The sequence below is a fragment of the Flavobacterium sp. PLA-1-15 genome, from assembly GCF_049060005.1.
Classification (GTDB): domain Bacteria; phylum Bacteroidota; class Bacteroidia; order Flavobacteriales; family Flavobacteriaceae; genus Flavobacterium.
In genome coordinates this window covers 193,493-209,568 of record NZ_JBMGQS010000003.1, presented here as the reverse complement: position 1 = coordinate 209,568, position 16,076 = coordinate 193,493, and the positions used below count along the sequence as shown (strand labels likewise).

Sequence of the window (16,076 nt, the reverse complement as noted above, 5' to 3'; positions counted from 1 at the left end):
TATTGAAAACCGCCACCATCGATTGTCCTGTGGCAAGCATCGGATCAATCAGAAGCAGGTTTTTGTTTTCAATGCTCGGAACCGCCTGATATTCAACACGGATTTCAAAAGCATCGTCGTTGTTATGATGATAACGATAAGCCGAAACAAAACCATTTTCGGCACTATCAAAATAATTCAGAAAACCCAGATGAAGTGGCAATCCAGCTCTCAGAATCGAACATAAAACCAAATCGTCTTCAATTTCGGTCGTCTTCTTGATGCCAAGTGGCGTCTGGATTTCGATGTTTTTATAATGCAAATCCTTGCTCAATTCATAGGCCATGATTTCGCCAATGCGTTCGATGTTTCGGCGAAAACGCATACTGTCTTTTTGGACATTCACGTTCCTGATTTGACCTAAGAAATGATTCAGCACGCTGTTGGCTTCTGATAAATAATGAATTTGCATAGTTTTATGGGATAATTTAGAGTTTAAAAGTATAAAAACTATATTTGTAAAAAAAATTAAATCATGTTCGCAGAATTTGCCTATCCTATTTTCGAAAAATGCATCAACGATTATCATATCATCAACGATGTGTATCAGCCAACCATAAATCCTTACGAAAAAGGAACGATTGAATATTTATTATATGCAAAAAACTGGGTAGATACTGTGCAATGGCATTATGAGGACATCATCCGTGATCCGAATATTGATCCGGTTGGAGCGCTTGATTTGAAACGTAAAATTGATGCTTCAAACCAAGTCCGTACCGATATGGTTGAATACATCGACAGCTATTTTCTTCAGAAATACAAAGACGTAACCGTTAAGGCGGATGCAAAGATCAATACCGAAAGTCCTGCTTGGGCAATCGACAGATTATCAATTTTGGCTTTGAAGATTTACCATATGAATGAAGAAGCTAACCGTGCTGAAGCTACTCCAGAACACAGGGCAAAATGCCAGGAAAAATTGAACGTTTTGTTGGATCAAAAAAGCGATATGTTTACGTCTATCAGTGATTTATTGACTGATATTTCAAACGGTGACAAGTATATGAAAGTATACAAGCAGATGAAGATGTACAACGACGAGGAGTTGAATCCGGTGTTGTATCAGAATAAAAAATAATACCTTCGACAAGAAAATTGTCCAAAAAAATCAAACATATAGCCGTCATCCGACTTTCCGCAATGGGAGATGTCGCGATGACGGTTCCTGTTATCAGGGCTTTTGTGAGGCAACATCCTGATGTGAAAATCACCTTTATTTCACGACCGTTTTTCAAACCTTTTTTTGATGGAATTCCCAACCTTGAATTTTTTGCATTTGATGCGAAAGAACGACACATAGGTTTTTTGGGATTAATCCGATTGTTCAATGATTTGCGAAAGTTTGATATTGATGCCTTTGCCGACTTGCACAACGTTTTACGTTCTAAAGTTGTCCGGACGCTTTTTGCCTTGAGCGGAAAAAAAGTAGCTTCGGTTGACAAAGGCAGAGCCGAAAAGAAAGCTTTGACCAGAGCGGTAAATAAGGTTTTCAAACCCGTGACTTCAATGTTTGAACGACACGTAAAGGTTTTTCAAGAACTGGGTTTTCAAATTGATTTATCATCCCGAAATCTCGGGACAATTTTCCCATCCAAACAAAAAATGGACAAGGAAATCATCGATTTAATCGGAGAAAAAAACCAAAATTGGATTGGAATTGCTCCTTTTGCACAATACGATTCCAAGGTTTATCCACAAGACTTGATGCAAAAAGTAATTGATTTATTGGATGAAAATCCAAATAATAAAATCTTGCTTTTTGGTGGTGGAAACAAGGAAATCCAAATCCTAAATCAATTTGCAGAAGGCAAAAGAAATGTAATCGTTATTGCCGGAAAAATCACCTTCAAGCAGGAATTGCAACTCATTTCCAATCTTGATGTGATGCTTTCAATGGATTCCGGAAATGCCCATATTGCTGCAATGCTAGGCGTTAAAGTAATTACACTTTGGGGCGCGACCCATCCTTATGCGGGTTTTTTGCCGTTCAATCAGCTGATCGAAAATGCTTTGGTTTCGGATAGGAATCGGTTTCCAAAACTACCAACCTCGGTTTATGGAAATAAGAAAGTGGAAGGTTACGAAGATGTGATGCGTACTATTTTACCACAGATGATAGTAGAAAAAATAAATTCCAATCTTGGCTAACCAAAATTGGAATTTTAAATTTTATAGAAAGGCTAACGATTAAACATCATCAAAATCCACATAAATCTCTGCAGATGTAGGATGCGCCTGACATGTTAGAATCAAGCCTGATGCAATTTCTTTGTCAGTAAGGATAGAATTTTTCTTCATTTCGGCAGTACCATTTGTGATTCTGGCCAAACAACTGCTACAAATTCCGCCTTGGCAAGAATAGGGAGCGTCGAGCCCTTGTTTTAAGGATGCATCGAGCAAGGTTTGCTTTTGCGACATTTCAAAAGTCGTTTCCTCATCATCCACCATAACGGTGATTTTGGTGTGACCTTCTAATGATTCAGAGATTTTATTTTCTTTGGCTGAAGAAGTAAACAATTCAAATTTAATGTTTTTTTCAGGAATATTATGTTCTTTTAAAACATCGTTCACCGTATTTATCATTTCCTCTGGACCACACAGGTAAAACTTGTCGAATTCTAGCGTTTTGTATTTATTGTTCAACACAAAATTCACGGTAGAACGTTCGATTCTTCCAAACAATTCGTTTTCGATTTTGGCCTGACTGTACACAAAATGCACGAACAGACGGCCTACAAATTCCAATTGCAAATCGTGCAGTTCCTGGTGAAACAGTGTGCTTTCAGGAGTTTTATTTCCGTACACTAAAACAAAAGTACTCTTTGGCTCGCCTTTCAAAACTGTTTTAATGATGGACATAACCGGAGTAATACCGCTTCCTGCAGCGAATGCCGCATAGTTTTTTTGTCTTTCTGGATTTGCTTCGAAGATAAAATTTCCTTCCGGATGTCCTACTTCCAATAAATCGCCGGCTTTTAGAATCTTATTGGCAAATTGAGAAAAAGCGCCTTGATTAACCGATTTTATGGCAATTCGCAACTCACCACTTTCTGGCGAAGAACATATTGAATAGGCACGACGAAGCTCTTGTCCGTCAAGCGTAAGTTTTAAGGTTACATATTGTCCGGCTTTAAAAGCGTAGTTGGGTTTTAATTCGGCAGGAACATTAAAAAGAACCGAAACCGCTTCTGGCGTTTCGCGGTTTACCTCTTTGATGTTTAATTTATAGAATGACGACATCGATTTAATTTTTGACAAAGATACTAAACCTCGAAGGTTTGTTAAAAAACATTAATCAAATTTTATATACCTAAATTTGTTATGTATAAAGAACTTATGTATGTTTGTGATTCAAAATTCAAGAAATGAAAAATTCGCAATTGTATAAGGGGAGCCTCAATACCATCATTATGAAGCTTTTGGAAGAAAAAGGAAGAATGTATGGTTATGAAATTACGCAGAAAGTAAAGGAAATTACCAAAGGAGAATTGAATATCACGGAAGGTGCGTTGTATCCAGCCTTACATAAATTGGAAGCGGAAGGCTTGCTCGACGTTGAGGTGGAAAAAGTGGATAACCGTATGCGAAAATACTATAAGCTTACTGAAAAAGGCACAACAGAAACCGTTAACCGACTGGTAGAATTGGAAGAGTTTATCCGAAATATGCAAAGTATTGTAAATCCTAAATTGAGCTTTTAAGATGCGATTAAACGAACAACAAATCGAGCAACTTTACACTTTCACGCGTCAGCATTTTGTGGAATGGTATGATCTGCAAACCGAATTGGTAGATCATTTGGCCAATGCAATCGAAGAACAATGGCAACAAAATCCGAAGCTAACATTTGACGAGGCCTTGAATATTGAATTCAAGAAGTTTGGCATTTTTGGTTTTATGGATGTGGTCGAGAAAAGGCAAAGTGCGCTGAATAAGAAGTACAACAAATTGGTTTTTAGCGAACTGAAAACTTTTTTCTCCATTCCAAAAATCATCGGAACCTTGTCAGCTACAGGATTGATTTTCTATTTGTTAAGGTCTTTTCAGGAAAGCTTACTGATTATGAAAATTGTATTTATCATTTCGATGCTGGTTTGTATGGTAGGGCTTTGGATGCTTTCGAGAAGAATCAAAAAGAAAAATGAACAAACGGGAAAGAAATGGCTCTTCAAGGAAATTATTTTCGGCTACGGATCGTTTACTGGATTGATAAACTTGCCGATTCAAATTGCGATTAATTTGGATGGAAAAAACTATCCTGATTGGTCCTTACTTTTATTAAGTTTCATGCTTATTGTCTTGATTTTATTGGAATACATCATACTAATTTTAATTCCTTCAAAAGCCGAAGATTATCTTAAAGCAACCTATCCGGAATATGAAATTTCGAAATAATTTGTAACAAATGACAAAAACTTCCTACTTACCATAAAACCAAATTACCAAAACCTATGTTCAAAAAATTTATAATGCTCGAATGGAAAGCCTTTTTAAGATCGGCTTCGTTCGCGAAAAATTTAGCCCTTAAGATATTGATGGTTTTCGGAGCAATTTATTTTGCTGTGATGTTTGTCGGATTGGCTTTTCTGGCTTATTATGGATTAGAAGATAATTTTCCAGATCCTTTAGTTATAATCAACAAATACCTGATTTACTATTTTGTTTTTGATTTGGTATTTCGATTATTGTTGCAGAAAATTCCGGTAATGAACATCAGGCCGTTGCTGACTTTGCCAATAAAAGCTTCTACAATTGTCAATTTCTCTTTAGGAAAAACCTATCTTTCTTTTTTTAATCTTATCCACGGGTTTTTATTCGTTCCGTTTTCAATCATTTTATTGGCTGAAGGATATGATGTTTTAAGTGTTTTGCTTTGGCATTTGTCGATAACATCATTGCTTTATGTAAATAATTTCTTGAATATTTTATTGAACAACAAAGACAAGTTGTTCATTCTTTTCTTTGCAGTCCTCATTGCTTTTGGAACGGCACAATACTATGATTTGTTTGACATAACGCTGTACACAGGACCTTTCTACCACGCATTGTTTACAACAAAATGGATGTTCATCATTCCGATAATCGTTTTAATTGGATTGTATTATATCACTTTCAACTATTTCAAAAGCAACTTATTCCTTGATGCAGGATTGGCTTCGAAACATGACATTGCTAAAACCGAAAATCTTACTTGGCTGAACCAATTCGGAGTTATGGGAACATTCTTGAAAAACGACATCAAGCTTATCAAAAGAAACAAGCGTTCCAAAACCACAATTGTTATGAGCGTATTGTTCCTTTTTTATGGATTGTTGTTTTTTACGGGTGGAATTGAAAGCTATAGCAGTCCCGCAATGCACATGTTTGCTGGAGTTTTTGTATCAGGCGGATTCCTGATTACGTTCGGACAGTTTGTGCCAAGTTGGGACAGTGCCTATTATCCGTTACTAATGACACAAAGCATTTCCTATCGGGATTATCTGAATTCAAAATGGTGGCTGATGGTGGTTGCAACAGTAGCAACGGCCATAATTGCTTCGCCTTACTTATACTTCGGATTGCATATTTATTTGATGATATTGGTTGGAGCTGTTTACAACATCGGTGTCAACGCACTTTTGGTTCTTTTAGGAGGTGCCTACACCAAAACGCCTATTGATTTGGCTTCGAGCAAAGGTGCTTTTGGCGACAAAAAAGCTTATAATGTAAAAACCTTGTTGTTTTCGTTACCACAATTATTAGGACCAATGGCATTCTATGCACTCGGACATTATCTTATCAACCCAAATGCAGGACTTTTATTTGTAGCGCTTGCCGGACTATTGGGATTGGCTTTCAAAAACAAGGCGTTCGATTGGATTGTAAAAATCTATAAATCCGAAAAATACGCCGCATTAGATTCCTACAAACAAAAAGCAGCATAAACCACAACCAAAATACTTTTCAAAATGATACAAGTAAATAACCTTTCAAAAACATATAACGGGACAACCGTACTAAAGTTAGACCATCTGGAAATTAAAAAAGGCGAAAGCTTCGGACTTGTTGGAAACAACGGAGCCGGAAAAACCACTTTCTTCAGCCTTTTATTGGATTTGATCCAGCCGACTTCAGGAAAGATCAATAACAATAATGTGATTGTAAGCGAAAGCGAAAACTGGAAATCCTTCACGGCTTCTTTCTTGGATGAAAGTTTCCTTATCGGATATCTTACACCGGAAGAGTATTTCTATTTCATCGGCGATTTGCGCGGTCAGAACAAAGCCGATGTGGATGCCTTGCTGAAAAAGCACGAGGAATTCTTCAATGGAGAAATTTTAAACAGTAAAAAATACATCCGCGATTTCTCGAAAGGAAACCAGAAAAAAGTGGGCATCATCGCCACATTGATTGGAAATCCGGAAGTGATTATTTTGGACGAACCTTTTGCAAATCTAGATCCAACAACGCAATTCCGTTTGAAGAAAATCATCAAGGATTTGGCCGATAATCCAGACGTTACCGTTTTGGTTTCGAGCCATGATTTGCTACACACTGTTGAGGTTTCGGATAGAATTGTCGCGCTTCACAAAGGCGAAATCGTAAAAGACATTCAAACTTCTGCAGAAACATTAAAAGAACTCGAAGCGTTTTTTGCAGTTTAAAATAAAATTGTAATTTCTTGAACCATTAAGGAATTAAGTTTCATTAAGATGTGTTAGGTCTTAATTTTCTTAATTCCTTAATGGTTTTATTTTTTCGAAAAATGAAGCAAGGAGTTTGACCAAACAAAAAAAGAGCCTTTTTTTTCCACATATCAAAAAGAAACGTATTTTTACCAGTCATTATACTAAAATTGCCTTTTAAAAGTTATCAATAAAAACGTTTTGAAATTGAAAACCAGCATACTTAAATATTTTTCCCTCACCTTATTTATCGTCCTAATAATTGCTTGTTCTACCAAAAAGGACAAGTGGGTGAATAGAGAATTCCAAGCTTTAAACACCAAGTTTAATGTACTTTACCACGGAAATGTTGCCCTAGAAAAAGGTGTTGAAGATTTGAAACTACAATACAAGGATAATTTCTGGGAGCGTCTCCCGGTAGAAAGGATGACCATTTCCAAGGAAAATCTTATGCCCGGACAGGCTCAAAAGAATGCCAATTTCGAAAGAGCCGAAGAAAAAGCCACCAAGGCCATCCAGAAACGTTCGATGAATATTGATGGAAAAGAACGAAATCCGCAGATGGATGAAGCGCATTTATTGCTTGGAAAATCAAGATATTATGACCAAAGATTCGTGCCGGCATTGGAAGCCTTCAACTATGTTTTGTACAAATATCCGGAGAGCGACAAGATTTATGAGGTGAAAATTTGGCGTGAAAAAACCAATATGCGAATGGAAAACGATGCATTGGCGGTTACAAATCTTAGAAAATTATTAAAAGAAATAAAATTCAAGGATCAGATTTTTGCTGATGCAAATGCTACGCTGGCTCAGGCTTTTTTGAATCTTCAGGAAAAAGACAGCGCTATTGCAAAATTGCGTTTGGCGACAAAATTCACAAAGTCGGATGAAGAAAAAGCGAGATACCGATTTATCCTGGCACAAGTTTTTGATGAATTGGGTCAGAAAGATAGTGCTTATGTTGCCTATCAGTCAGTTATAGATATGAAAAGAAAATCGCCAAGACGTTATGTAATTCAGGCGCATATCATGCAGGCCAAACAGTTCAATTATAAAACGGGCGATACTTTGGCATTTGTAGAAAAATTCAAAGACTTGTTGGAAGACCGCGAAAACCGACCTTTTTTAGATTTCATCAACCATCAAGTAGCTTTGTTCTATGACGGACAAAACAATGACAATCAGGCTAAAAAATATTACAATGCTTCGCTTCGCATAAAATCGGAAGACCAATATTTGGGTGCTTCCAATTATAGAAATCTTGCCGATATTTATTTCGATAATGCAAAATATGCCACAGCTGGAAAATACTACGACAGTACTTTGGTGAAATTGGATGCAAGGACTCGCGAGCATAAATTCATCAAAAAGAAAAGGGAAAATCTTGAAGATGTAATTAAATATGAAGCGATTGCTCAGAAAAATGACAGTATTTTGAATCTTGTTGCTTTATCTGAAGGAGGAAGAAAACAATATTTTGAGGATTATATTGCAAAACTCAAAATCGCCGATGAAAAGGCTGCTACTGAGGAAAAGAAACGTCAAGAACTTGCCGAAAGATTAGGAAATTCTGGAGCTAATGATGTAGCTTCAAGAGATTCAAAGAGCAGTAATAATCCCGGAAACAAGGAGCAATCAAGATCTCCAATGGCACCGCCGGATCAAAATTTCGGACCAAGACCTTCCAGCTCATCGGCAACATTTTACTTCTACAACCCAACAACCGTTTCCTACGGAAAAAATGAGTTTAGAAAAAAATGGGGGAATAGGGCTTTGCAGGACAATTGGAGATTGTCGGCTGGACAATCCAAGACAGTTGAGGAAGTAGCCGATGAAGAAGCGGTGGCCGATAAAAAAGATCCAAATTTGAAAGAGATGGAAAAACCTGTAGAGCCAAAATATACTACGGATTTTTACATCAGTCAGCTTCCGAAATCACAAACCGAAATAGATGAATTAGCGAAAGAACGAAATTTTGCCTATTATCAATTAGGGCTTATCTATAAAGAAAAATTCAAGGAATATAAGTTGGCGGCCAATAAGCTGGAGCAACTTCTAAAAAATAATCCAGAGGAAAGATTGGTGCTTCCTTCGATGTATCATTTGTATAAAATCTATGAAATCATTGATAAGGACAAGGCTTTGGCGATGAAAAACCAAATTATTTCGAAGTATCCGGAGTCGCGATATGCACAAATATTGAACAGTAGCAATCCATCTGAAACGGCTTTGAGTCAATCTCCAGAAACGCGATATGCGAACTTATATACCAAATACGAACAAGGCGATTTGTTTACCGTTTTGGAAGAAACAGAATCGGCAATCGACCAATATACGGGAGAAGAAATTGTTTCGAAGTTTGAGTTGTTGAAAGCCCATACGGTTGGAAAATTGAAAGGTTTGGCAGAGTACAAAAAGGCTTTGAATTTCGTGGCATTGAATTATCCTAACAGCTCTGAAGGAAAAGATGCTGAGCAATTGTTGGCAAAAAACATTCCGTCAATGGAAAAATTAAGATTTGACGCCGAACCTGCAAAAAGTTGGAAAATCGTTTACAAGGTTACAAACGAAACAGATCCGAAAACGAAAATCCTTATCGATAAATTCAAAAAATTTACTTCGGAGAGAACGTCGCAAAAACTGACTTATTCGGTAGATATTTATACGATGACAGAAAAATTTGTTGTGATGCACGGAATGAATTCTGAGGTCAATGCAAACGATATCATCACAATTTTAAAAGACTATAAAGATTATAAAATCGCCGAACCATTGACGGTAATCTCCAATGAGAATTATAAGATTGTTCAAATAAAGAAAAATTTCGAGGAGTTTTTACAGCCAAGAGCAAAGGTAGAACCAGCTCCAGCAATTCCAGAACCTGTTGCGCCAGTTGAAGAAGAAAAACCTAACGCTAGAGACAAGGCAAAGGAAAGAGCAAAAGCGAGGGAGAAACAGAAAGAAGAACAGCCTAATATGAGGCCTCCATCTTCTGATGACGAAGAAGAAGAAAAAAACGAATCAAAAGAAAAAGAGTCGAATAAAAGGCCATCGAGATTAAGAAATCAATCCGACCCTAACGCTATTCCTTCTTTGCAACCGGAAACGAAAAAGAAACAAGAGGAAAACAAAAAGTCATAAGAAATGTTTGAGAAAAGCCCAAAATCTTACACAGACCTTTTAGGTAAAACAAATAGGATTGTTGAAGGAACGCTCATCAAAGGCGACATTGTTTCGCAGGCCGATTTCCGTTTGGATGGAGAGCTTGTCGGGAATTTTTCTTCAAAAGGTAAAATTGTGATTGGTCCTGCCGCCAGTGTAATTGGCGATATCATCTGTAAAAGTGCCGATATCGAAGGAAAATTTGACGGGAAAATAGAGGTTAAGGAAATGCTGAATGTAAAATCCAAGGCGAGTATCCACGGCGAAGTAATCTGCGGAAAATTATCGGTAGAACCAGGAGCCGATTTCAGCGCATCCTGTTTTATGAGACCCGTTATTAAAAACACAAAAACAAACGATGGAGAACAAGGAGGACAATAAATCAAAAAAATGGTTGGCTTTTATCAATATTCCCATACAAATGGGGGTTATCATATTTGCATTTTCCTATCTCGGAATCTGGCTGGATGAAAAGTATACCGATTCATCCGTTTTTACCATCGTATTATCGTTATTGTCTGTTTTCATTGCACTTTATAATGTAATTAGGCAGGTCAAGAATTTAAACAAAGAATAATGGCTCCATTTTTGAATTTTTTAAAATACCTCATTCCTTTTTCAATCGTGCTTTTTGTGGCACAACATTTCATAGTTTCAACTCTTTTTGCAGACATTCCTTTTTTCTATTCGACTTGGAGTATTTATACATTCCATATCATCATCACGATACTTTCCTATCTTTTTTTGCTATTTGTAAACAAAAATTTTTCAGTTTATACGGGCTATTCCTTTATGGGAATTAGCGTCATAAAGATGATGGCTTCGGTAGTTTTTTTAATTCCGCTTATCAAATCCGATACAATTGACCGTATTCCGGACATTGCAATCTTCTTTATACCGTATTTTCTGTATTTGTTTTTTGAAACGATTTTTGCAATTCGTTTAATAAACAAGTCGTAAAAAGAGGCTTTATTATGGAATTGTTCAGTTTGAGGCTTATTTTCTAAAAATTAATTGATATATTTTCAATTGTGAATTAAATATGTACCTTTGCAAAAATTTTTGAAACGTAAAATTAGATACACAATTTAATAATGGTAATTTCAAATAAACCACTTCAGTTCTTATTCACGGCATTTGTAGCTTGCATTCCTTTCATAGGATTTGCGAATCCAACTGCTGACAGTACTCATGTTACTACAGAAGCTGTGGCTGAACACCACGGCGAAGCGGCACATGGAGAGAAAGAATTCAATGCTACGGAGTTAATCAATTCGCACATTGGTGATGCTCATGAATTTCACATTGCTGATTGGGGCGGTCATCCAATTTCTTTTTACCTTCCGGTTATCTTGTGGACTAACAATGGTTTAGAGATTTTTTCTTCAGAGAAATTCCACCACGATAATACAGGTCACCACGTTGTAGACGCAAACGGTCAGGAACTTGTTCGTTACAAAGAAATTATTTTTTACAAAGATAAATTTGACACCTTAACAGAAGACGAAAAAAACAACGGAGCTTTTGCATTTGATGCAAGACCTTTGGACTTTTCCATAACAAAGAATGTTTTTTCAATGTTGATGTCTGCAATTGTATTGTTCTTCTTGTTCCTTGCTGTAGCGAGATCGTACAAGAAAAACCCAAAAGCGCCAAAAGGAATCGCTGGTTTCTTGGAGCCGTTGGTAACTTTCGTTAGAGACGACATTGCTCGTCCAAACATCGGAGAGAAAAAATACGCGAAATACATGCCGTATCTTTTGACTATCTTCTTCTTTATCTGGATCAACAACCTTATCGGATTGATTCCATTCTTCCCATTCAGTTCTAACTTGACAGGAAATATCTACTTTACATTTGTAATGGCATTTATTACGTTCGTAGTTACAACTTTCAGCGGAAATAAAGACTATTGGGGTCACATCTTCAATACACCAGGAGTTCCAGTTTGGTTGGCGCCAATCATGATTCCTGTTGAGGTTATCGGTATGTTGACAAAGCCTTTCGCCTTGATGATTCGTTTGTTCGCAAACATCACTGCAGGTCACATCATCATCTTGAGTTTGATTTCCCTAATCTTTATATTTGATACAGTAGCGGTTTCTCCAATTTCTGGAGCGTTCGTATTGTTCATGAGTGTATTGGAAATGTTGGTTGCTGCTTTGCAAGCGTATGTATTTACATTGCTTTCAGCATTATTTATTGGTCAGGCTGTAGCAGAGCACGATCATCATTAATTTGTGTTTTATTAATTATTAACTATATAAATTTTTTATTATGGTATTAGCTGGAATCGGAGCTGGATTAGCTGTAATCGGAGCAGGATTAGGTATTGGAAAAATTGGTGGTTCTGCAATGGACGCTATTGCTCGTCAGCCAGAAGCTGCTGGAAAAATCCAGACTGCTATGATTATTGCTGCTGCACTTATTGAAGGTGTAGCACTTTTCGCAGTAGTTGTTGCGTTAATCGCATAAGCTTAATTAAAATTAAAACTTCCTGCAGCGGTTGGCTTCAGGAAGTTTTTTTAAAACAAGACAAACAATTTTAAATATATAATCGTATGCAATTAACTTCACCAGAGAGTTTAATTTTTTGGACAACAATTATCTTTGTTATCTTCTTCTTTCTTTTGGCAAAATTTGCTTGGAAACCAATCTTGGGAGCTGTAAAAAGCCGTGAGGAATCTATCAACAATGCTTTGGCATCTGCAGAGGCAGCACGTAGAGAAATGCAAAATTTAACTGCAGACAACGAGCGTATCTTGCAAGAAGCTAGAATGGAACGTGATACTTTATTGAAAGAAGCACGTGAAATGAAAGATAAAATGATTGCTGATTCAAAACACGAAGCACAGCTTCAAGGCGAAAGAATGATCGAGCAAGCGAAAGCGGCTATCGAATCTGAGAAAAATGCAGCTATGGCTGAATTGAAATCTCAAGTTTCTTCATTGTCTCTTGAAATCGCTGAAAAATTATTGAAAGAAGAATTATCTAACAAGGAAGCTCAAACGAAATTGGTTGAGAAAATGTTAGGTGACGTAAAATTAAACTAAGATCATGTCAGGAACCAGAGCAGCAATTCGTTATGCAAAAGCAATTTTAGACTTGGCCATCTCTCAAGGTGTTGCCAATGAAGTCTATAATGATATGGTTTTGATTTCTTCAACAGTTAAAGAAAATGAGGAATTGAATGCATTTATTCAAAATCCAACCATTTCTGTAAATGTAAAGGAAAGTGCCTTGACAGAAGTTTTTGCTTCAACAAATGGATTGACGAAAGGTCTTTTCCACTTGTTGTTCGAAAACAAAAGATTCGAGATTTTAGAAAGTGTTGCTTCTCAATATGTTTTGCAATCAGATGAAATGAATGGTTTTGAAGTTGCGAAAGTAACTACAGCTATTCCGATGGATGCAACATTAGAGGCAAAAGTTTCTGAAAAAATCAGAGAGTTTTCAAACAAAAAGATTACAATCGAAAATATTGTAGATGAGTCAATCATCGGAGGTTTTATCCTAAGAATTGGCGACAAGCAATACAATGCTTCGATTGCTAACAGATTAAAAGTGTTAAAAAGAGAATTAAGTAACTAGTTATTTATATAATTATGGCGGAAATTAAACCTGCTGAAATTTCAGCAATATTAAAAAAGCAATTATCAGGTTTTGAATCTGGTGCAACGCTGGAAGAAGTTGGAACAGTATTGAATGTTGGTGATGGTATTGCTCGTATCTACGGGTTATCAAACGTACAATACGGTGAATTAGTAGAATTCGATAACGGTCTTGAAGCTATCGTTTTGAACCTTGAAGAAGATAACGTTGGTGTGGTACTTTTAGGACCATCAACTGGTATCAAAGAAGGATCAACTGCTAAAAGAACACAACGTATCGCTTCGCTTAAAGTAGGTGAAGAAATGGTAGGTCGTATTGTAAACACGCTTGGTTTTCCAATCGACGGAAAAGGACCAATCGGTGGAACCTTATACGAAATGCCATTGGAAAGAAAAGCTCCTGGAGTTATCTTCCGTCAGCCAGTTACTGAACCATTGCAAACAGGAGTAAAAGCAGTTGATGCGATGATTCCAGTTGGTCGTGGACAAAGAGAGCTTGTGATTGGTGACCGTCAAACTGGTAAATCAACAGTTTGTTTGGATACTATCCTTAATCAAAAAGAATTCTACGATGCAGGTCAGCCTGTATTCTGTATATATGTTGCAATTGGGCAAAAAGCTTCAACTGTGGCAAGTATTGCAAAAATGTTAGAAGAAAAAGGTGCGATGGCTTATACGGTTATCGTTGCTGCAAACGCTTCTGATCCTGCTCCAATGCAGGTTTACGCTCCAATGGCAGGTGCTGCAATTGGTGAGTACTTCAGAGATTCAGGTCGTCCAGCGTTAATCGTTTATGATGATTTGTCTAAACAAGCGGTTGCTTACCGTGAGGTTTCTCTTCTTTTGAGAAGACCACCGGGTCGTGAGGCTTATCCTGGAGACGTTTTTTACCTACACTCTCGTTTGTTAGAGAGAGCTTGTAAAGTGATCGCTAACGATGACATCGCTAAAAACATGAATGACTTGCCAGATTCTATCAAAGGAATCGTTAAAGGTGGTGGTTCGTTGACAGCTTTGCCAATTATCGAAACACAAGCGGGTGACGTTTCTGCATATATCCCAACAAACGTAATCTCGATTACTGACGGACAGATTTTCCTTGATGGAGATTTGTTTAACTCTGGAGTTCGTCCAGCGATCAACGTAGGTATTTCTGTTTCCCGTGTTGGAGGTAATGCTCAAATCAAATCGATGAAAAAAGTATCAGGTACTTTGAAATTGGATCAGGCACAATTCCGTGAATTGGAAGCGTTTGCTAAATTCGGTTCTGACCTTGATGCGGTTACCTTGAACGTAATTGAAAAAGGAAAAAGAAACGTTGAAATCTTGAAACAAGGTTTGAACGATCCTTATACAGTTGAAGATCAGGTTGCAATTATCTACGCAGGTTCTAAAAACTTGTTGAGAAATGTTCCTGTAAGCAAAGTGAAAGAATTCGAGAAAGATTTCTTGGAATTCATGAACGCAAAACACAGAGATACTCTTGATGCTTTGAAAGCAGGTAAACTTGATGACAAAATTACTGATGTTATCGAGAACGTAGCGAAAGAAGTTTCAGCGAAATATAACTAATTAAAGTATTAAGTATTGAGTACAAAGTATCAAGATGGTCTTTGTACTTAATACTAAAGTCTTAATACAAAATAGATGGCAAATTTAAAGGAAATCCGTAATAGAATTACTTCCGTTTCATCAACGATGCAGATTACATCTGCGATGAAAATGGTTTCTGCAGCAAAGTTGAAAAAAGCACAGGATGCGATTACAGCAATGCGACCTTATGCCGAAAAATTGACGGAATTGTTACAGAATCTATCTGCTTCCCTTGATGGTGATGTGGGTGGAGAATTTACTACACAGCGTGCGGTAAGAAAAGTATTGATCGTTGCGATAACTTCAAACAGAGGTTTGTGTGGTGCTTTCAATACCAATGTAATCAAGGAAGTTAAAAACCGTACCGATTTTTATGCTGGAAAGCAGGTTGATGTTTTTGCCATTGGTAAAAAAGGAAACGATGTTCTAGGTAAAACGTGCAAGGTTACCGATAATCAAAGTGCTGTTTTTGATAGCTTGACTTTTGAAAACGTTGCTGAAATTGCGCAAGTATTAACTGAGAAATTTATCTCTGGTCAATACGACAAGATTGAATTGGTATACAATCAATTTAAAAATGCCGCAACACAAATCGTTCAAACAGAACAATTCTTGCCATTGGCTCCAATTGTTTCTGAGAAAGCAGCTTCAACAGTTGATTATATCTACGAACCAGAAAAGGAAGAAATCATCCTTACTTTGATTCCAAAATCATTAAAAACACAATTGTACAAAGCCATCAGAGATTCATTCGCTTCAGAGCACGGAGCTCGTATGACGGCAATGCACAAAGCAACTGACAACGCAACAGAGTTGAGAAATCAATTGAAATTGACCTACAACAAAGCACGTCAGGCGGCAATTACTAACGAGATCCTTGAGATTGTTGGTGGAGCTGAAGCTTTAAAGGGATAATAGTTTATCTAAGAATATATTTAAAAGCCGACTATCGAGTCGGCTTTTCTTTTTTCATCCAATTTGAAAATATAAATGCTTTTGA

General features: G+C 37.0%; 18 protein-coding genes. 16 read left to right on the top strand and 2 right to left on the bottom strand.

Annotated features, from left to right (window positions below):
• Nucleotides 1-451, bottom strand: a 451-nt coding sequence (upp, locus tag ACI6PS_RS04365; RefSeq protein ID WP_421011329.1) for a uracil phosphoribosyltransferase, incomplete at its 3' end; no start/stop codon positions are given.
• Between the two features lie 63 nt (nt 452-514).
• Between upp and ACI6PS_RS04360 the strand changes: the two genes are divergently transcribed.
• Complete coding sequence (locus tag ACI6PS_RS04360) at nt 515-1,120, top strand: DUF4254 domain-containing protein (RefSeq protein ID WP_421011328.1); 606 nt, start codon at nt 515-517, stop codon at nt 1,118-1,120.
• A 62-nt stretch (nt 1,121-1,182) separates the two neighbouring features.
• On the top strand, nt 1,183-2,190 hold the full coding sequence (locus ACI6PS_RS04355) for a glycosyltransferase family 9 protein (protein WP_421011336.1): 1,008 nt from the start codon (nt 1,183-1,185) through the stop codon (nt 2,188-2,190).
• 39 nt (nt 2,191-2,229) lie between these two features.
• On the opposite strand, the gene ACI6PS_RS04350 is transcribed toward ACI6PS_RS04355, so the two are convergent.
• Nucleotides 2,230-3,282, bottom strand: coding sequence for a 2Fe-2S iron-sulfur cluster-binding protein (locus ACI6PS_RS04350; protein WP_421011327.1), 1,053 nt, complete (start codon nt 3,280-3,282; stop codon nt 2,230-2,232).
• Between the two features lie 125 nt (nt 3,283-3,407).
• On the opposite strand from ACI6PS_RS04350, the gene ACI6PS_RS04345 reads away from it, so the two are divergent.
• The 14 genes from ACI6PS_RS04345 (at nt 3,408) to atpG (ending at nt 15,991) form a co-directional block, all read left to right on the top strand.
• Complete coding sequence (locus ACI6PS_RS04345) at nt 3,408-3,743, top strand: PadR family transcriptional regulator (protein WP_421011326.1); 336 nt, start codon at nt 3,408-3,410, stop codon at nt 3,741-3,743.
• A gap of 1 nt (nt 3,744) precedes the next feature.
• The gene (locus ACI6PS_RS04340) at nt 3,745-4,437 is read left to right on the top strand and encodes a hypothetical protein (protein WP_421011325.1); all 693 of its coding nucleotides are present in this window, start codon (nt 3,745-3,747) and stop codon (nt 4,435-4,437) included.
• A 56-nt stretch (nt 4,438-4,493) separates the two neighbouring features.
• A complete protein-coding gene (locus ACI6PS_RS04335; RefSeq protein ID WP_421011324.1) occupies nt 4,494-5,966 on the top strand; it encodes a DUF5687 family protein in 1,473 nt (490 codons plus the stop codon).
• Nucleotides 5,967-5,990: 24 nt separating this feature from the next.
• Nucleotides 5,991-6,686 (top strand): ABC transporter ATP-binding protein, encoded by a 696-nt coding sequence (locus ACI6PS_RS04330; RefSeq protein ID WP_421011323.1) that lies wholly within the window; start codon nt 5,991-5,993, stop codon nt 6,684-6,686.
• Between the two features lie 312 nt (nt 6,687-6,998).
• On the top strand, nt 6,999-9,851 hold the full coding sequence (locus ACI6PS_RS04325) for a tetratricopeptide repeat protein (protein ID WP_421011322.1): 2,853 nt from the start codon (nt 6,999-7,001) through the stop codon (nt 9,849-9,851).
• 3 nt (nt 9,852-9,854) lie between these two features.
• Nucleotides 9,855-10,253 (top strand): bactofilin family protein, encoded by a 399-nt coding sequence (locus ACI6PS_RS04320; protein WP_421011321.1) that lies wholly within the window; start codon nt 9,855-9,857, stop codon nt 10,251-10,253.
• Entirely contained in the window at nt 10,231-10,449 is a 219-nt protein-coding gene (locus ACI6PS_RS04315) for an AtpZ/AtpI family protein (protein ID WP_421011320.1), read from the top strand. Before ACI6PS_RS04320 ends, ACI6PS_RS04315 begins: the two co-directional genes overlap by 23 nt.
• Nucleotides 10,449-10,832, top strand: a complete 384-nt coding sequence (locus tag ACI6PS_RS04310) for a hypothetical protein (protein ID WP_421011319.1) — start codon at nt 10,449-10,451, stop codon at nt 10,830-10,832. The genes ACI6PS_RS04315 and ACI6PS_RS04310 overlap by 1 nt, the downstream gene beginning before the upstream one ends.
• 134 nt (nt 10,833-10,966) lie before the next feature.
• Nucleotides 10,967-12,109, top strand: coding sequence for a F0F1 ATP synthase subunit A (gene atpB, locus ACI6PS_RS04305; RefSeq protein WP_421011318.1), 1,143 nt, complete (start codon nt 10,967-10,969; stop codon nt 12,107-12,109).
• Between the two features lie 40 nt (nt 12,110-12,149).
• On the top strand, nt 12,150-12,347 hold the full coding sequence (atpE, locus tag ACI6PS_RS04300) for an ATP synthase F0 subunit C (RefSeq protein WP_026703752.1): 198 nt from the start codon (nt 12,150-12,152) through the stop codon (nt 12,345-12,347).
• Between the two features lie 86 nt (nt 12,348-12,433).
• On the top strand, nt 12,434-12,925 hold the full coding sequence (locus ACI6PS_RS04295) for a F0F1 ATP synthase subunit B (protein ID WP_421011317.1): 492 nt from the start codon (nt 12,434-12,436) through the stop codon (nt 12,923-12,925).
• 4 nt (nt 12,926-12,929) lie between these two features.
• The gene (gene atpH, locus ACI6PS_RS04290) at nt 12,930-13,463 is read left to right on the top strand and encodes an ATP synthase F1 subunit delta (RefSeq protein ID WP_421011316.1); all 534 of its coding nucleotides are present in this window, start codon (nt 12,930-12,932) and stop codon (nt 13,461-13,463) included.
• 14 nt (nt 13,464-13,477) lie between these two features.
• A complete protein-coding gene (atpA, locus tag ACI6PS_RS04285; RefSeq protein ID WP_421011315.1) occupies nt 13,478-15,055 on the top strand; it encodes a F0F1 ATP synthase subunit alpha in 1,578 nt (525 codons plus the stop codon).
• A gap of 75 nt (nt 15,056-15,130) precedes the next feature.
• Nucleotides 15,131-15,991, top strand: a complete 861-nt coding sequence (gene atpG, locus ACI6PS_RS04280; protein ID WP_421011314.1) for an ATP synthase F1 subunit gamma — start codon at nt 15,131-15,133, stop codon at nt 15,989-15,991.
• Nucleotides 15,992-16,076: the final 85 nt, after the last annotated feature.

Bases quoted from the DNA above. Each gene is read 5' to 3' on its own strand.
- ACI6PS_RS04360 (WP_421011328.1), top strand. From the start codon at position 515: ATGTTCGCAGAATTTGCCTATCCTATTTTCGAAAAATGCATCAACGAT.
- ACI6PS_RS04355 (WP_421011336.1), top strand. From the start codon at position 1,183: ATGGGAGATGTCGCGATGACGGTTCCTGTTATCAGGGCTTTTGTGAGG.
- ACI6PS_RS04350 (WP_421011327.1), bottom strand. From the start codon at position 3,282: ATGTCGTCATTCTATAAATTAAACATCAAAGAGGTAAACCGCGAAACG.
- ACI6PS_RS04345 (WP_421011326.1), top strand. From the start codon at position 3,408: ATGAAAAATTCGCAATTGTATAAGGGGAGCCTCAATACCATCATTATG.
- ACI6PS_RS04340 (WP_421011325.1), top strand. From the start codon at position 3,745: ATGCGATTAAACGAACAACAAATCGAGCAACTTTACACTTTCACGCGT.
- ACI6PS_RS04335 (WP_421011324.1), top strand. From the start codon at position 4,494: ATGTTCAAAAAATTTATAATGCTCGAATGGAAAGCCTTTTTAAGATCG.
- ACI6PS_RS04330 (WP_421011323.1), top strand. From the start codon at position 5,991: ATGATACAAGTAAATAACCTTTCAAAAACATATAACGGGACAACCGTA.
- ACI6PS_RS04320 (WP_421011321.1), top strand. From the start codon at position 9,855: ATGTTTGAGAAAAGCCCAAAATCTTACACAGACCTTTTAGGTAAAACA.
- ACI6PS_RS04315 (WP_421011320.1), top strand. From the start codon at position 10,231: ATGGAGAACAAGGAGGACAATAAATCAAAAAAATGGTTGGCTTTTATC.
- ACI6PS_RS04310 (WP_421011319.1), top strand. From the start codon at position 10,449: ATGGCTCCATTTTTGAATTTTTTAAAATACCTCATTCCTTTTTCAATC.
- atpB (WP_421011318.1), top strand. From the start codon at position 10,967: ATGGTAATTTCAAATAAACCACTTCAGTTCTTATTCACGGCATTTGTA.
- atpE (WP_026703752.1), top strand. From the start codon at position 12,150: ATGGTATTAGCTGGAATCGGAGCTGGATTAGCTGTAATCGGAGCAGGA.
- ACI6PS_RS04295 (WP_421011317.1), top strand. From the start codon at position 12,434: ATGCAATTAACTTCACCAGAGAGTTTAATTTTTTGGACAACAATTATC.
- atpH (WP_421011316.1), top strand. From the start codon at position 12,930: ATGTCAGGAACCAGAGCAGCAATTCGTTATGCAAAAGCAATTTTAGAC.
- atpA (WP_421011315.1), top strand. From the start codon at position 13,478: ATGGCGGAAATTAAACCTGCTGAAATTTCAGCAATATTAAAAAAGCAA.
- atpG (WP_421011314.1), top strand. From the start codon at position 15,131: ATGGCAAATTTAAAGGAAATCCGTAATAGAATTACTTCCGTTTCATCA.